This is a genomic window from Streptomyces sp. WAC04114, assembly GCF_019733245.1.
Lineage (GTDB): Bacteria > Actinomycetota > Actinomycetes > Streptomycetales > Streptomycetaceae > Streptomyces > Streptomyces massasporeus_A.
This window is the reverse complement of the sequence record NZ_JAIGQA010000013.1, coordinates 38,893-52,863: the sequence shown is the minus strand read 5'-3', so window position 1 is coordinate 52,863 and position 13,971 is coordinate 38,893. Positions and strand designations below refer to the sequence as shown.

13 protein-coding genes are annotated in these 13,971 nt (G+C 68.6%); 3 read left to right on the top strand and 10 right to left on the bottom strand.

Going from position 1 to position 13,971, the window contains the following annotated elements:
* Positions 1-134: 134 nt before the first annotated feature.
* From K4G64_RS06455 to K4G64_RS06445, 3 genes are all read right to left on the bottom strand, one after another.
* Positions 135-878, bottom strand: a complete 744-nt coding sequence (locus K4G64_RS06455; protein ID WP_221755045.1) for a Mut7-C ubiquitin/RNAse domain-containing protein — start codon at positions 876-878, stop codon at positions 135-137.
* Positions 879-911: 33 nt separating this feature from the next.
* The gene (locus tag K4G64_RS06450; protein ID WP_221755044.1) at positions 912-1,547 is read right to left on the bottom strand and encodes a TetR/AcrR family transcriptional regulator; all 636 of its coding nucleotides are present in this window, start codon (positions 1,545-1,547) and stop codon (positions 912-914) included.
* 77 nt (positions 1,548-1,624) lie between these two features.
* Positions 1,625-2,338 carry a hemolysin III family protein gene (locus K4G64_RS06445; protein ID WP_185012584.1) on the bottom strand — a complete coding sequence of 238 codons (714 nt, stop codon included), beginning with the start codon at positions 2,336-2,338 and terminating at the stop codon, positions 1,625-1,627.
* 330 nt (positions 2,339-2,668) lie between these two features.
* Here K4G64_RS06445 and K4G64_RS06440 point away from each other — a divergent pair, with 330 nt between their 5' ends.
* On the top strand, positions 2,669-4,498 hold the full coding sequence (locus tag K4G64_RS06440; protein ID WP_221755043.1) for a phosphoenolpyruvate carboxykinase (GTP): 1,830 nt from the start codon (positions 2,669-2,671) through the stop codon (positions 4,496-4,498).
* A gap of 206 nt (positions 4,499-4,704) precedes the next feature.
* On the opposite strand, the gene K4G64_RS06435 is transcribed toward K4G64_RS06440, so the two are convergent.
* Together K4G64_RS06435 and K4G64_RS06430 are read right to left on the bottom strand one after the other, a co-directional pair.
* Complete coding sequence (locus K4G64_RS06435; protein WP_221755042.1) at positions 4,705-5,172, bottom strand: ATP-binding protein; 468 nt, start codon at positions 5,170-5,172, stop codon at positions 4,705-4,707.
* Complete coding sequence (locus K4G64_RS06430) at positions 5,172-5,372, bottom strand: hypothetical protein (RefSeq protein WP_221755041.1); 201 nt, start codon at positions 5,370-5,372, stop codon at positions 5,172-5,174. The genes K4G64_RS06435 and K4G64_RS06430 overlap by 1 nt, the downstream gene beginning before the upstream one ends.
* A 158-nt stretch (positions 5,373-5,530) precedes the next feature.
* Here K4G64_RS06430 and K4G64_RS06425 point away from each other — a divergent pair, with 158 nt between their 5' ends.
* Positions 5,531-6,385, top strand: a complete 855-nt coding sequence (locus K4G64_RS06425) for a helix-turn-helix transcriptional regulator (RefSeq protein WP_221755040.1) — start codon at positions 5,531-5,533, stop codon at positions 6,383-6,385.
* 1 nt (position 6,386) lies between these two features.
* On the top strand, positions 6,387-6,656 hold the full coding sequence (locus tag K4G64_RS06420) for a DUF397 domain-containing protein (RefSeq protein ID WP_374206371.1): 270 nt from the start codon (positions 6,387-6,389) through the stop codon (positions 6,654-6,656).
* A gap of 58 nt (positions 6,657-6,714) precedes the next feature.
* Here the strand turns inward: K4G64_RS06420 and K4G64_RS06415 are convergent, their stop codons facing one another.
* From K4G64_RS06415 to K4G64_RS06395, 5 genes are all read right to left on the bottom strand, one after another.
* The gene (locus K4G64_RS06415; RefSeq protein ID WP_221755038.1) at positions 6,715-7,200 is read right to left on the bottom strand and encodes a hypothetical protein; all 486 of its coding nucleotides are present in this window, start codon (positions 7,198-7,200) and stop codon (positions 6,715-6,717) included.
* Positions 7,200-10,898 (bottom strand): DNRLRE domain-containing protein, encoded by a 3,699-nt coding sequence (locus K4G64_RS06410; protein WP_221755037.1) that lies wholly within the window; start codon positions 10,896-10,898, stop codon positions 7,200-7,202. The genes K4G64_RS06415 and K4G64_RS06410 overlap by 1 nt, the downstream gene beginning before the upstream one ends.
* Positions 10,899-11,346: 448 nt before the next feature.
* Positions 11,347-11,622: an RHS repeat-associated core domain-containing protein gene (locus K4G64_RS06405; protein ID WP_308122261.1), complete on the bottom strand. Its 276-nt coding sequence runs from the start codon at positions 11,620-11,622 to the stop codon at positions 11,347-11,349.
* Positions 11,623-12,178: 556 nt separating this feature from the next.
* A complete protein-coding gene (locus tag K4G64_RS41315; protein WP_374206370.1) occupies positions 12,179-12,319 on the bottom strand; it encodes an RHS repeat-associated core domain-containing protein in 141 nt (46 codons plus the stop codon).
* A gap of 980 nt (positions 12,320-13,299) precedes the next feature.
* On the bottom strand, positions 13,300-13,971 hold a 672-nt coding region (locus K4G64_RS06395; RefSeq protein WP_221755036.1), incomplete at its 5' end, for an RHS repeat-associated core domain-containing protein.

Below are 13,971 nucleotides of genomic sequence, written 5' to 3'. Positions count from 1 at the left end.
AGCACGTTGGCCTGCGTCTCGATCGCCTTCACCTGCACGCCCTCAAGGGGCGCGGGGAACGGCGCGACGAACCACGACGGCCGCGCGGTCCCCCACGGCGCTCAACCCTCAACGGCGATCACCCTCAACCGCGCTCAATTCTCAACCGCGCTCCTCGTGAAAGCGACCGCCTGCTCCACGATCGCCTCCAGCTGCTCGTGATGCGCCCCCCGCCAATACGCCCGCCCACACGCCGTGCACTGCGCGAACACGTCGTACGTCGCATGCGTCCCGTGCTTCAGCTGATCGGCGACCTCGTCCTTCGTCGCCTCGCGCAGCACCCCGTTGCAGGCCGTGCACCGCGTCCAGGGCAGCAACTCGGGCCGGAACCGCTCCAGCACGTCACGCAGCTGCTCCTCGGGCCGCGTGCTGTACACGAACGCCCCCGCCCACAGCTCCCGGCGCCGCAGCAACCCCCGGTCGCGGCTCAGCATCACCCGCCGCTCGGCGGCCGAACGCGCCGCGAGGGCCGGGTCGCCGATGTCGGTGGACTCGTAGGCCGTGTCCACGCCGAGCAGGCGCAGCCGGCGCGCCAGCGTGCCGAGGTGGACGTCGAGGAGGAAGCGCAGGGGAGCGCCCGGGACCTGCTGGGGGCGCGCGACGGTCCGTACGGCCACCGACTCGCCGGCCACCGGAACGTGCGCGAAGGGCACCTCGCGGCCGTCCACGAGCAGCGCGCCGACCTCGGTCAGCGGCACGCCCAGCGACTCGATGACGTGGCCGAGGCTGGAGACGCCGTCGGTGGCGGCCCGCACGGTGCCCGTGCCCTCCGCTCGGGCCCGGGGCACGAAGACATGCAGCTCGGGGGCGAACTCGACCTGGATCTCGGGACCGTTCACCCGGTCAGGATGCCATGGCGCGGGGCGCCTGCCTCAGGGTTTTCCGGCCGGCAGACCGTGTTCGAGGACATCCAGGGCGCGGTCGACGAGGTCCCGGATGTCGTCGCGGTGGCCGGTCTCGGCCCAGTAGTGGGAGACCTCCATCAGCCCGCCCATCACGGACATGGTGAGGACGCGCAGCTCCAGACTGTCGGGGTCGAGCCCGGAGCGCTCCGCCAGGGCGTCCCGGAGCAGCCGCCCGGTGGCCGCGGCGTTCTCCAGCATGCGGGCCCGGACCGCGGGCACCTCGACCCCGAGCCGCGTCCGCAGCCGGATCACGTCGGGCTCCTCGGAGAGGGCCAGGTCGAGAGCCGTGCGCATCACGTACCGCAAGGTGTCGGCCCACGTCTCGTCCGCCGGCCGGGCCCGCAGTTCCGCCGTCATCACCGGGTCCCACTCGTCGGTGACGACGATGTCCTCCTTGGCCGGGAAGTACCGGAGGACGGTCGACGGCGACACCTCGGCGCGGTCGGCGATCTGCTCGATCGTCGTGGCGTCGTAGCCCTGCTCCTCGATCAGCGCATAGGTCGCGGTGCGGATCGCCCGGCGGGTCTTGATCTTCTTCCGCTCCCGGAGCCCCAGTGCGGGCTGGGCGGCGGGGGTGATGCGAGGGGCCGTCATGGAGGTCATTGTCGGCCATCGGGGGCAGTCCGGACATGCGAGAGGCCACGGCCGGAAGCCGTGGCCCGAGGGGCGAGGGGGAGGGGCTACGCGTGCTGGTACGCCACCAGCGAGATCCCCACGTAGTGCGCGATGAAGGCCGCCAGGGTGAGGGAGTGGAAGACCTCGTGGAAGCCGAACCAGCGCGGGGACGGGTTCGGCCGCTTGATCCCGTAGACCACGCCGCCGGCGCTGTAGAGCAGACCGCCGACGATGACCAGGACGAGGACGGCGATGCCGCCGGTCCGCATGAAGTCGGGCAGGTAGAAGACGGCCGCCCAGCCCATCGCGATGTAGCAGGGCGTGTAGAGCCAGCGCGGGGCGCCGACCCAGAAGACCCGGAAGAGGATGCCGCCCACCGCAGCGGCCCAGATGCCCCACAGCAGCCACTGCCCCTTGGCTCCCGGCAGGAGCAGCATGGTCAGCGGCGTGTAGGTGCCCGCGATGATCAGGAAGATGTTGGCGTGGTCCAGCCGCCGAAGGACGCCGTCCATGCGGGGGCTCCAGTTGCCCCGGTGGTACAGCGCGCTCACACCGAACAGCAGGCATGCGGTCAGAGCGAAGATCCCGCAGGCGATGCGTCCTCTGGAGGAGTCGGCGAGGGCGGTCAGCACCAGGCCCGCGATCAGCACGGCGGGGAACATGCCGAGGTGCAACCAGCCGCGCAGCTTCGGCTTCACCGGGTGCGGCAGAGAGAGCGCCTTCGGACCGTGGCCGTCGGCCGCCGAGTCCGTGGGCGCGTCGGGGACGAACGCAGTCATGGGCGAATGGTAGCTACGGAACCGTAAGTGACGTATCAATGCCTCCGAGTTGGCAGGCGAAGAGTGGCCATCCTCTCAGCGCGGTCCCGCGGCGGTGACGCAAACGGAATCCCAGGTGAACGCAACGTGTTCGTAAAGCGGCCGCCGGAAACCGTGGCGAGCCTCACGTCGCTCACCTGTGCGCTCCTCTGGACAGATGGGCGCGCACGTCGGATGATCAAATGAGTGCGGTCGGCACCGGATGAGCGCCAAGATCCACCGAAGCATCCGGGTCGCAGCCCCCACGGGGCCTCCACCACATCACAAAAAATCCCTCATTTAGGAGCAATCGTGGCGCGCGATATCGCGGCTCCCCCCGTCCCCACCACCCATCAGGGGCTGATCTCGTGGGTCAACGAGATCGCTGAACTGACGCAGCCGGACAACGTGGTCTGGTGTGACGGATCCGAGGCCGAGTACGAGCGACTGTGCGAGGAGCTCGTCGAGAAGGGCACCTTCCGCAAACTCGACCCGATCAAGCGCCCCCACTCCTACTACGCCGCCTCCGACCCCACCGACGTCGCGCGCGTCGAGGACCGGACGTTCATCTGCTCCGAGAAGGAGGCGGACGCGGGCCCGACCAACCACTGGAAGGCCCCCGCCGAGATGCGGGAGATCTTCCAGGGCTCCGGGGGACAGGGCGGCCTGTTCCGCGGCTCGATGCGCGGCCGCACCATGTACGTCGTACCCTTCTGCATGGGCCCCCTCGGCTCGCCGCTGTCCGCACTCGGTGTGGAGATCACGGACTCGGCCTACGTCGCCGTCTCGATGCGCACGATGACCCGCATGGGCCAGGCCGTCCTGGACGAGCTCGGCTCCGACGGCTTCTTCGTCAAGGCCGTGCACACCCTGGGCGCCCCGCTGGAGCCCGGCCAGGCGGACGTACCGTGGCCGTGCAACCAGACCAAGTACATCTCGCACTTCCCCGAGGACCGCGAGATCTGGTCCTACGGCTCGGGCTACGGCGGCAACGCCCTGCTCGGCAAGAAGTGCTACGCCCTGCGCATCGCCTCCGTCATGGCCCGTGACGAGGGCTGGCTCGCCGAGCACATGCTGGTCCTCAAGCTGACCCCGCCGCGCGGCGAGGCCAAGTACGTCGCCGCAGCCTTCCCGAGCGCCTGCGGCAAGACCAACCTCGCCATGCTGGAGCCGACCGTCCCCGGCTGGACGGTCGAGACCATCGGCGACGACATCGCCTGGATGCGCTTCGGCGAGGACGGCCGCCTCTACGCCATCAACCCCGAGGCCGGCTTCTTCGGCGTCGCCCCCGGCACCGGCGAGCACACCAACGCCAACGCGATGAAGACGCTCTGGGGCAACTCCGTCTTCACCAACGTCGCCCTCACCGACGACAACGACATCTGGTGGGAGGGCATGACGGAGGAGACCCCGGCCCACCTGACGGACTGGAAGGGCAACGACTGGACGCCCGAGTCGGGCGTACCGGCCGCGCACCCCAACGCCCGCTTCACCGTCCCGGCCTCCCAGTGCCCGATCATCGCGCCGGAGTGGGAGGACCCCAAGGGCGTGCCGATCTCGGCGATCCTCTTCGGCGGCCGCCGCGCCACCGCCGTGCCGCTGGTGACGGAGTCCTTCGACTGGAACCACGGTGTGTTCCTCGGCGCCAACGTGGCCTCCGAGAAGACCGCCGCCGCCGAGGGCAAGGTCGGCGAGCTGCGCCGCGACCCGTTCGCGATGCTGCCGTTCTGCGGCTACAACATGGGCGACTACATGGCCCACTGGGTCGACGTGGCCAAGGACAAGGACCAGTCCAAGCTGCCGAAGATCTACTACGTCAACTGGTTCCGCAAGGACGACGAGGGCAAGTTCGTCTGGCCCGGCTTCGGTGAGAACAGCCGCGTCCTGAAGTGGATCGTGGAGCGCCTTGAGGGCAAGGCCGAGGGCGTCGAGACCCCCATCGGCATCCTGCCGACCAAGGAGGCCCTCGACACCGACGGCCTGGACCTGGCCGAGTCCGACCTGGACTTCCTGCTCACGGTCGACAAGGAAGTCTGGCGCGAGGAGGCCGCCCTCGTCCCCGAGCACCTCAACACCTTCGGCGACCACACGCCGAAGGAGCTGTGGGACCAGTACCGCGCGCTGGTGCAGCGCCTGGGCTGAGACCCACCCCCGAACTCCGCGGCCGGCCGGAACCGAGAGAGCCCTGACCAGCAACATCGTCACGGCCGGCCGCGGAACCGACTGGCGGGACCCGCACAACGGCGTGCGGGGTTCGGGGCCGGTCACCGCGTCCTCCGTCCGCCCCGACGGAAACCCAGCGGCGACCGGCCCCCTCCCGCCCGCTTCGGCGCGGCCCCCAGGCGGGCTCACGAACGTGCCGATGAATGACCGAGCGCTCCGGCCGACGGCTTACGTCGACCGGGGCGCTCGGGCGTTTTCGGGGTGCGGGTATCGATGTCGGCGTCGGCGTCGGTTTCGGTGAACAGCTCGCACCACACGGTCTTGCGCCCCGCCTCCTGCTCCACACCCCACCGCACGGCCAGTGCGTCCACCAGTGCCAGCCCGCGCCCCGACTCGGCTTCGGTGCCGATGTCCGCGACCAGAACGGGCAACACCCGGGGGTCGGGATCGCTGACCCCCAACCGGATCCGACCGCCTTCCTCGCGCCACACCCGCACCGTGACGGGGACGGCCTCCCCGACGTGCCGGACCACGTTCGTGACGAGCTCGCTCGCGCACAGCTGCGCGTCGGTCCCGTACGGGCGCAGCGCCCGCCGCACGCCGGACACCCCGGCCGGGGTCGCGAGCAACTCCAGCGTCGTCACCGGCGGCATCACGCGGCACGCTGCCGGAGAGCTGCGGCCAGGGCCTGCGCGGTGAGGAGATTGCAGGCGCCGAGCGTGATCAGCGGCCGCGCGGGCCGGGACGCGAGGGCCGGGAGATCGAGCCGGAGGGACGGCAGGGTGATGCCGTGTGCGGCGAGCGCGGCTCGCAACTCCTCGACGCAGGCGTCGGCTTCGGCGGGGCTGTGCATGGGGGTTCACACCTTCCAGTGCGCTGTGTGACGAACCCCTCACACTCTGCCGCCGCCCGCCGTAGCGTGACAGCCCTTCGCTCTCCCGCTCCTGAACTGCGGCTGCGTGGTGAAGGGGCTGGTAGCGGGCGGTAACGGCACACCAAGGACGGTGAACGATGGGGCAACGCAAGGACATCGACGGTTCGACGGGCGTCCCGACGTTTTACGGCAGCGAGCTGCGCTGGAAGCGGGAGGAAGCGGGCCTGACGCTCCAGCAGTTGGTCGAGGGCAGCTTCTACGGCCCGAGCCACCTCAGCGAGATCGAGCGGGGCACCCGCCGGATGCCGGCGGAACTCGCCGAGCACGTCGACAGGATGCTCGGCACGGACGGCTTCTTCAGGCGGCGGTGCGAGGACGTGCGACGGGCGAAGCGGCGGGGGCACGCGAGCTACTTCGAGCGGGTGCTGGAGGCGGAGCAGCACGCGGAGACCATCGAGGAGTGGTGTCCGACGCTGGTGCCGGGGTTGTTGCAGACGGAGGCGTATGCGCGAGCGGTGGTGCGGGCAACGCACCCACTCGCTCCGGATGAGGAGGTAGAGGAAAAGGTCACTGCCCGACTGGCACGGGCCCGTCTCTTCGAAGAGAACCACAAGACGCCGGTGTACTGGGCTATCCTGTCAGAGTCCCTGCTCCGCCAGTCGATCGTCCCGCCCAGCCAGGCATCCGAACAGTGGCAGCACATCGGCGGTTTGGCACGACGGCACCGGATCGTTCCCCAGATTCTTCCGTGGAACTGCGGAGCGCACCCGTTCATGCTCGGCACTGCGATGATCATGACGTTCTCTGACGCGCCACCGCTGGTGTACACGGAGGCGCTGCACAGTGGAGACACCATCGACGATCCGGGCCTCGTTAAGGATTACCGAAGGTCGTACGATTTGCTCAGGGCCGCCGCGCTACCTCGGGAGGCGTCCCTCGCCCTGATCGAGCAAGCGGCTGAGGATGGCGGAAATGGCGAGCAACGGAATTGACTTGCGTACAGCCGTCTGGCGCAAGAGCACGTACAGCAACGGCAGTGGCGGCAACTGCGTCGAGGTAGCTGAGGCCTTCCCCGGCGCAGCCCGCTGGCGTAAGAGCACCTACAGCAATGGAACGGGCGGCGACTGCCTCGAAGTCTGTGACTCCCACACCGCCGTCGTCCCCGTCCGTGACTCCAAGGCCCCCCACGGCCCGGTCCTCACCATCACGGCCCCGGCCTGGACGTCCTTCGTCACGTCCCTCAAGACGGCACCTGCCGTATGACCGACAGGTGGCACAGCGGGCGCTCGGCTGAGATGCCCCAGCCGAGCGCCCGCTGTCCCTACGGATTCACCGGGTCGCCGTTCCCGATGGCCAGCCACCACACTCCGTCGTCGCGGGTGAGGTCGAGTGTCTGGCGGCTTTCGCTTCCGTAGCGAAGTTCGACACTGGCCAGACCCGGCGTGACGGGGTCCGCGACCACGGCCTCGACCGACTGACCGGCCTGGGCGCCGAACTTGGAGATCAGCCCCCGCGCGGCCGCCTCCCGGCCCGTGTACCACGGAGCACCGAGGTCAGCCAGGTCCTCGGCGTCACCGTCGCGTAGGCGCTGGACATAGACCTTGAGCACCAGCTCGGCCTCGCGCGCGACCTCCTCGGCCTCGGGATAGGTCGACGTCGCGGCCCGGACCGTCAGGTGCACCTCGGGGGTGTCCCGCAAGGCGTACGGTGCCGCATCGCGCTTCGACCACCAGACCAGAGCACCCACCACCACGCAGAGAGCGACGACCACGGCGATGAGCCACCGCGCCTTCGCAGTCCGGGGCATCAGTACCACTCCGGAATGACTCGGTGGATGTTCGCCCACGTGCCCCTCTGGCTATTGACGTAGGTGTCGAGACGCTGGTTCAGACGATTGTTGTTGTGGGCGCTCACGTATGCCTTGCCGCTCTTCATCTTGGTGACGACGCCGGCGTGGTCCCAGCCGCCCCGGCCACCCCAGTTGAAGAAGACCACGTCACCGACCTTGGCCTCCTTCTGCTTCGACTCGGTGTTCACGATGCCGGCGCTGTGCTTGGAGAGGAAGGTCTCCATCTTGTCGGCGACCGTCCACGTGTGGGACCACAGATAGTAGAACCCGCCCCCGGAGTGCGGTGGCGACGAGTGCTTCGTACGCCACCAGTTGTTTGTGCTCTTCCTGTCCTTGCTCACGCCCTTCATGCGCATGCCCCCGCCGTGATACAGCGCCTTGGAGACGAAGTTGGTGCAGTCCTGGCTGTATTCGTGCCGGGAGTTCCAGTGCTTCTTCGCCCACTCGGACGTGCCGCTGCGGCTGATGCTGCCGAAGGCTTCGAACTGCGTCGTTGCCATACCGAGCGCGGCAGGGCTGTCGGGGACCTGTCGCGTGAGCGCGGTGGGCGAGACATCGCTCTCCACGCTGCCGTACGTCACGGTTCCCAAGGCGTCGTCCCCCTTGGACAGTCGCTGCTCGTACTGCTGCGCGTTGAGCTTGGCGCGCAGTACGGGCGTCTCCTGTCCGGAGAACGTGTAGAGGAGGGCCGTTTCGTTGGTCTCCGGTTCCTCGGGGCTGTCGGCGAGCGTCCGCTGCTCGTTCACGGTGGCCCGGACGGCCACCGATCCGTCGGAGGAGGGGAGGACCAGGACATCCGACAGCGTCGACGTCATGGCCGTGTAGACGAGTCCGTCGGCCTCCAGGGACTTACGGGTGTCGCGCAGCCAGAACTCCTCGGCCTTCAGCAACCAGGAGTACTTCGCGGCATGCGGCTTGCCCTGCGTCGCGGCCTCGGCCGTGCTGTGCGCACCCGTGGTCAGATCGGCGACGGCCTTGAGGTACTCGTCGAGCGCCGCGGTGTAGGTGGCGGTGCTCAGCGGGGCCTTCACCGGCGTGGCGGCATCGCTGGTCACCGTGGTGCTGGTGCCGTACGGGCTCGATGCCTTGACCCGGAAGGTGTAGGGAGTGTCGTTGCTGAGACCGGTGATCACGGCGTCCGTGCCGCTCGTGCTGCGCGTGGCCGCCACGGCACCGGAGGAGTCGATCGCGGACACCTCGTAGGTGAGTTCCGTGTCGTTGTAACCGCTGTCCCGGCTCGGATTCCAGGTCACCACTGCGCCTTGGTCGCCGGGCTGGACGCGCAGGTCCCTGGGCGGTGAGGGTGCCGTGGCCGGACCGTACTCGATGGTGAGCGCGGCCGAGGTGAAGCTGATGCCCGCCGTGCCGGCCGCGCCTTCAGCCTTGCGCAGGACGAGACCGTGGTTGGCGTTCGCACCGTCGGTCCACCCGGTGACCAGGCCGGTGACGTCGATCTTCCAGGGCGCGGTGGCCTCCAGGTTGACGCCTGGAGCGGTGGCACTGTCCAGCTCTGCCCCGGTCCCACTGGTGGCCCAGGTGGCGTTGAGCGCGTGCACCGCGAGGTCCGGTGTGGTCGCGGTGGACTGCAGTTGCAGCGTGGCGTTGGTGATGCGGGCCCCGGCCGGGACCTTCGACAGATCGGCCTTCAGATGGCTTCGCCAGTTCTTGCCGGAGACGCTGCCGACCTTCAGGGCCGTAGCCGTTTGGCCGACACAGTCGGCCGTGTCGGTGCAGACGGTGGCCTTGGTGAGCGGAACACTCACCGACGTGGACGCGGCCGTCTCGGCGGGCGGCGTGCCGGACCCCGCGGAAAACGCCGACTTCTCCGTCCACGCGGAGCACTTGCCCTCGAAGCAGGCCCTCATCGACCAGTCGAACGGGCCGGTCCCGGTGAGCTTGTCGGCGGGGATCTGGAAACCGGCCCGTTCACCGTTGGGCACGAGCTGAGTGCCCAGGAGCTGGGTTCCGCTCGCGGTGCCGAGCCGGAACTGCGCTTCGACCATGCCGCCGTTGGGCGAACCGACGACACCGGTCACCACAGGGGAGGCGGTGTCGGTCGCCCCGGCCTGAAGCCGAACGGGCAGGTCGGCGGGCTGCACGGCGCTCGCATCGACGAGGAACGTCGTCCAGCCGGACCACGCCGACGTGTCGATACCGTCACTGGTGCGTGCCCGCACTCTCAGATGGCTGCCGTCCGGCACGGCCGAGGCGGTCGGAATCTGCGTCGTGGCGACGGTGCCCGGTGTGAACTCCACCGTCTTTCCGGTCCACGTGTAGGTGGTGTCGGCGTAGGCCGGGTCAGGCTGCACCTGGAACTCGGTGGTCAGCGCAGAGCCCGCGTCGCTGTCGTCGACCTTCGCCTGCAGAGTCGGGGTGAGCGAACCGATCGTCAGCGGGGACTCCGACTTGCGCGGGGTCACACCCAGCTGCGCGGGCACGACCGGGGCCGCGTTGTAGGTGACGATCAGCGAGGGCTCGGTCGCGGAGTCGTGCGAGCCGTCCACGTAGTTGGCGGACCGGTATCGCCGCCAGGTGAGCGGATCCGTCTCGTCGACGGCAGCCAGACGGACCCCGTAGTCGGACTGACCGTCCGCCCACGCCTGAACGATGCCTGAGACATCCCACGACACATGGCCGGCCGGGCAGCTCGCGCTGTAGCCCTTCGCCGCCTTCGACACGGGGGCCGCCGTGGTCGTCGTGCTGGGCTGGGCCGACCAGGAGATCGCCGAAGGATCCCAGTCGGAGGTCACCCGCCGCACCTGGACCCCGGCGTTGTCCGTAGAACAGGAGGACGACCAGTGGGAGAACAGCCGCAGATCGGCGTCGAGGATCCGCTTGCCACGGAACCGGTCCGTACTGAACTTGAGGTAGGAGCGCGCCTTCTCCTTCCCGTCGTACGTGCCGGCCTTGAGCTCGGTGGAGCCGCGCTGGGACGACGGGTATGCCGCGTCCTGCACCCAGGTGTCCGTGAGCGGACCGAGCAGCGTGTTGGTCGGGTCCACTGTCACCGGATACTGCAGGTCCGGATCCTGGAGGAACGACTCGGCGGGCTTGAGCACCAGAGTCTGCCGGTCCCCGCTGCCTTCTACCGCCACGGCGACATCGGAGACGTCCTCCGGTTCCCGCGAACCGGCGTGCTCCTCCGCTCCCCACATGACAGGAACGGGTGCGGTGGCCACGTCCCCGCCGTCCTTGCCCTCCCAGAGCAAGCGCTCGTCACTGGTCTGACGGAGCTTCACGCCCTCGGCCGCCACGGGTATGCGCAGCTCCACCTGCTCCGTGGGGCGCTCCTTGAGCACCAGGAGGTGCGAGAAGCCCTCAGGCAGCGCGGACACCACCAGGTCGGCGCCCGGCTGTACGTTCTCGTAGGTCGCGGTGTTGCCCTGGAGGACGGGCTCGGGAAGCTCTCCTTGCCAGCCGATGCCCAGGCTCTTGCCGTCCTCACTCACCCGGGCGAGAGGGCCGGAGCCGCCGGCGGAGATCGTGATGTCCGCAGCGGCGTGCTTGGGCTGGACCACACCGTCACGCAGCACGAGCGTGGTGTCCACGTCTCGCCAGGCGCCTTTTTCGTCCTTGACCCTGATCGGGCCGGTGGATGATTCCTCGGTCACCGAACCGTCGGGGTTGACGTAGACGGTCGAACTCTCCGTGCGCAAGGCGGGCACTTCCACCCTCTTGCCAAGCGCTGCGGCCCGGACGCGAGCCGCGCCGACTGCCGCATCGTCGCTGCCGTCCCCCGACGCCGTCAGCGATGTGTCAGCCGATCCCGTGGCACCGGCGGGATGTGCCGGGGCACCCAGCCCTGCGGCCAGCATGCCTGCGATCAGGCAGGCGCTGACCCCGAGAGTTCTCGAACTCCCGGGTCTGGTAGGTCTCTTCACTTATCCCCCATCAATCTCACAGAAAGACAGCGAATCTTCACAGGGGGGTCTTGCGAGTGTCCAGTAAGTGAGAGGAACCACACAGTGCTGCCCGCCGCCTCACAGGACAGGGCGGCCGGGGGCCTTCACGCCATGTGAGCTGCCTCTGAGCCCTTCCGGATCGGTGAAGTCGATGGAGCCGAGGGCGGCGTTCCTGCCGCTGCGCCGGCCACTGGTCCCGCTACTAGCGTGACGGCCAGGTGGCAGCGATGCTGGCACCTGCGGCTGCCAGCGTGCCCCCGAGGTCGAACAGGCCGGTGGGATCGATGTTGTTGATGGGGTCACCATCGGCGTAAAGGTAGGGGTTGGTCTCCTGGCCGGAGGGGTCGGGTCGGGTGAAGCGGCGAGGGTGGGGTCGTAGTAGCGGTGGCCCATCTTGTAGAGGCCCGTGGGGTCGAGGTAGGCGCCGGTGTAGCGGTGGGGCTGGGGGCTGTCTTCGTGCACCCCGTGAGGGCTGGATGCCGGGTAATCGCCTGGCGTCCAGCCCTCACGCTTTGCGGTAGCTGCTGTTGTTTCAGTTCACGTCGTAGAGCCCGTACAACCTGTCACTGGCCGGTGATGTCAACGCGTATCCTCGCCGCTTCCGGACACTGACTTTCTCCGGGCTACGGCGAGTCCTCCCGCAACAAGGCCGACCGCAGCGAACAGAACGGCGGACTGCCAGATCGGCCAGTCGAAAAGTCCAGCCGCAGTGGCAACCACTCCCACAAGGCAGGTGAGAGCAGCACAACTGCCAATGACTGCCAGAGTGTTAGGACTCCTCTGTTTCACACGTTTCTCCTCAGAAGAAGCTTCCGACCGCTCCACCGATCAGGCCACCCCACATGCCGTTCTCTCGCTCCGCCTGCGTTCCGCCCGCAATGGTGGCGCCAGCGGCGCCGCCCCCTGCGCCCCAGAGCGCCCCGGTGACTACGGCAGTGCCGACACACGCGGCGCCAGCAGTACCGATACGCGCAGCAGCCACCGCTGCTGCACCGAGACCGCCGGCCACTGTGCCAGCGACAACACCCACCGCATCAGCGAACTGAGTACAGGCCCGTGGGGTCGCTGTTGTTGATGAAGTCGCCGGCGGCGTAGAGGTAGGGGTTGGTTTCCTGCCCCGACGGGTCGGGTTGGGTGAAGCGGGCGAGGGTGGGGTCGTAGTAGCGGTGGCCCATCTTGTAGAGGCCGGTCGGATCCAGGTACGTGCCCGCGTACGGTGGGGCTGGGGGACTGCCTCGGTGGTGGTGCCGCGGGGCAGGCCCGTGGGGCCGTAGGCGTAGGTGTGGGTGCGCTTGCCCGTGTCGTCGGTGAGGCCGAGGACGTTGCCCGTGGCGTCGGTGAGGTAGTAGTAGGACTTCCCCCCAGTCGTCATGGAGTTCAAGGTGCCCGCCGGTTCGCGGATGAATCCGGTGTCCACGCCGTTCGTCGTCGTGGAGGCCAGACCGAGCGCCGTGTGGTGAGACCAGGCCGAAATCAGCTTCTTGCGCTCGGAGTTACGGGACCGTAGAACGCCGGCAAAGCCCCGGCCTCACCTGCATGTGGCCGGGGCCAGGGGGGCTGTGACCTGAAGTCACCGTTAGATCAGAGGCCGTCCGTTCCCCGCTCTGCTCGTGAGCGCTGTCAGCGCATGACGCGAGGAGGGAGGTCGTTGGCCAAAGCCGCCAGGAAGAGCACGCTGACGATGAGGCGCGCTGTTCTCCACGTTGCACCTTCGGTATGCCATGTGGCAGCCACAAGGTTCATGGCCACCGCGACGATAAACGCTTTGGTCTTTCAGTGGGAGCCTTGGTGCTGACGGGGCCTCGCCCTGCCAGCACCAAGGCATGAGGGGGAATCGCGGGCCCTACTTTCCTTCTGGCAGCCGCGGTGGCCCCGGTGGTGGCGGAGCGGGGGGCGGAACCGTCGCGCGCTTTCCCTGGCGAAAACTCAGCAAGGAAGGAAACAGGAAGCCCACGACACTTCCGGCCGCAGCACCGACCAGCAGTGCGAAAAGGACGTCCCAGCTCGCTCCGGAGTCCAAGAATTCCAGCGGCCCCGCGACAATGGCCCCAAAGGCACCCAGGGCGAGCGTGCCGCGCCAACGACGACGCAGGCTCGACCGATCTCGGCTCATGGCCCGCTCCTTTCTGATCCGTGAGGCTTGACGTAAGTCGCCCTACCCAAGGACACGTCCGAGCCAGGATCCAGCTGGGCTGGCCCCGAGCGTTCCCCACAGCGTTCCGTTCATGAAGGCATCAGTACGATCCTCGTTGCTGCCGCCGAGCAGGGCCGAACCAATGGACGCTCCGGACCCCGTGCCAAGTCCTCCCAACACCGCCCCGGCGGCTACGCATCCGACGACCGTGGAGCAGACTGTGGCAGCTGCTGCCACACCAAGGACGCCTCCTGCGAAGCCTCCAAGCCCCTCTCCGACGTCCGGCCATCCGAACAGGCCACTAGGGTCGCTGTTGTTGACGGGTTCGCCGCTCGCGTACAAGTAGCGGTTCTTCTCCTGACCAGAGGGGTCGGTCTGGGTGAAGCGGGCGAGGGTGGGGTCGTAGTAGCGGTGGCCCATCTTGTAGAGGCCGGTCGGATCCAGGTATGTGCCCGCGTAGCGGTGGGGCTGGGGGACTGCCTCGGTGGTGGTGCCGCGGGGCAGGCCCGTGGGGCCGTAGGCGTAGGTGTGGGTGCGCTTGCCCGTGTCGTCGTTGAGGCCGAGGACGTTGCCCGTGGCGTCGGTGAGGTAGTAGTAGGACTTCCCCCCAGTCGTCATGGAGTTCAAGGTGCCCGCCGGTTCGCGGATGAATCCGGTGTCCACGCCGTTCGTCGTCGTGGAGGCCAGACCGAG

Excerpts from the sequence above, each read along its gene's own strand:
- K4G64_RS06450 (WP_221755044.1), bottom strand. The coding sequence starts at position 1,547 with ATGACCTCCATGACGGCCCCTCGCATCACCCCCGCCGCCCAGCCCGCA.
- K4G64_RS06445 (WP_185012584.1), bottom strand. The coding sequence starts at position 2,338 with ATGACTGCGTTCGTCCCCGACGCGCCCACGGACTCGGCGGCCGACGGC.
- K4G64_RS06435 (WP_221755042.1), bottom strand. The coding sequence starts at position 5,172 with ATGCCGCCGGTGACGACGCTGGAGTTGCTCGCGACCCCGGCCGGGGTG.
- K4G64_RS06430 (WP_221755041.1), bottom strand. The coding sequence starts at position 5,372 with ATGCACAGCCCCGCCGAAGCCGACGCCTGCGTCGAGGAGTTGCGAGCC.
- K4G64_RS06425 (WP_221755040.1), top strand. The coding sequence starts at position 5,531 with ATGGGGCAACGCAAGGACATCGACGGTTCGACGGGCGTCCCGACGTTT.
- K4G64_RS06415 (WP_221755038.1), bottom strand. The coding sequence starts at position 7,200 with ATGCCCCGGACTGCGAAGGCGCGGTGGCTCATCGCCGTGGTCGTCGCT.
- K4G64_RS41315 (WP_374206370.1), bottom strand. The coding sequence starts at position 12,319 with ATGGGCCACCGCTACTACGACCCCACCCTCGCCCGCTTCACCCAACCC.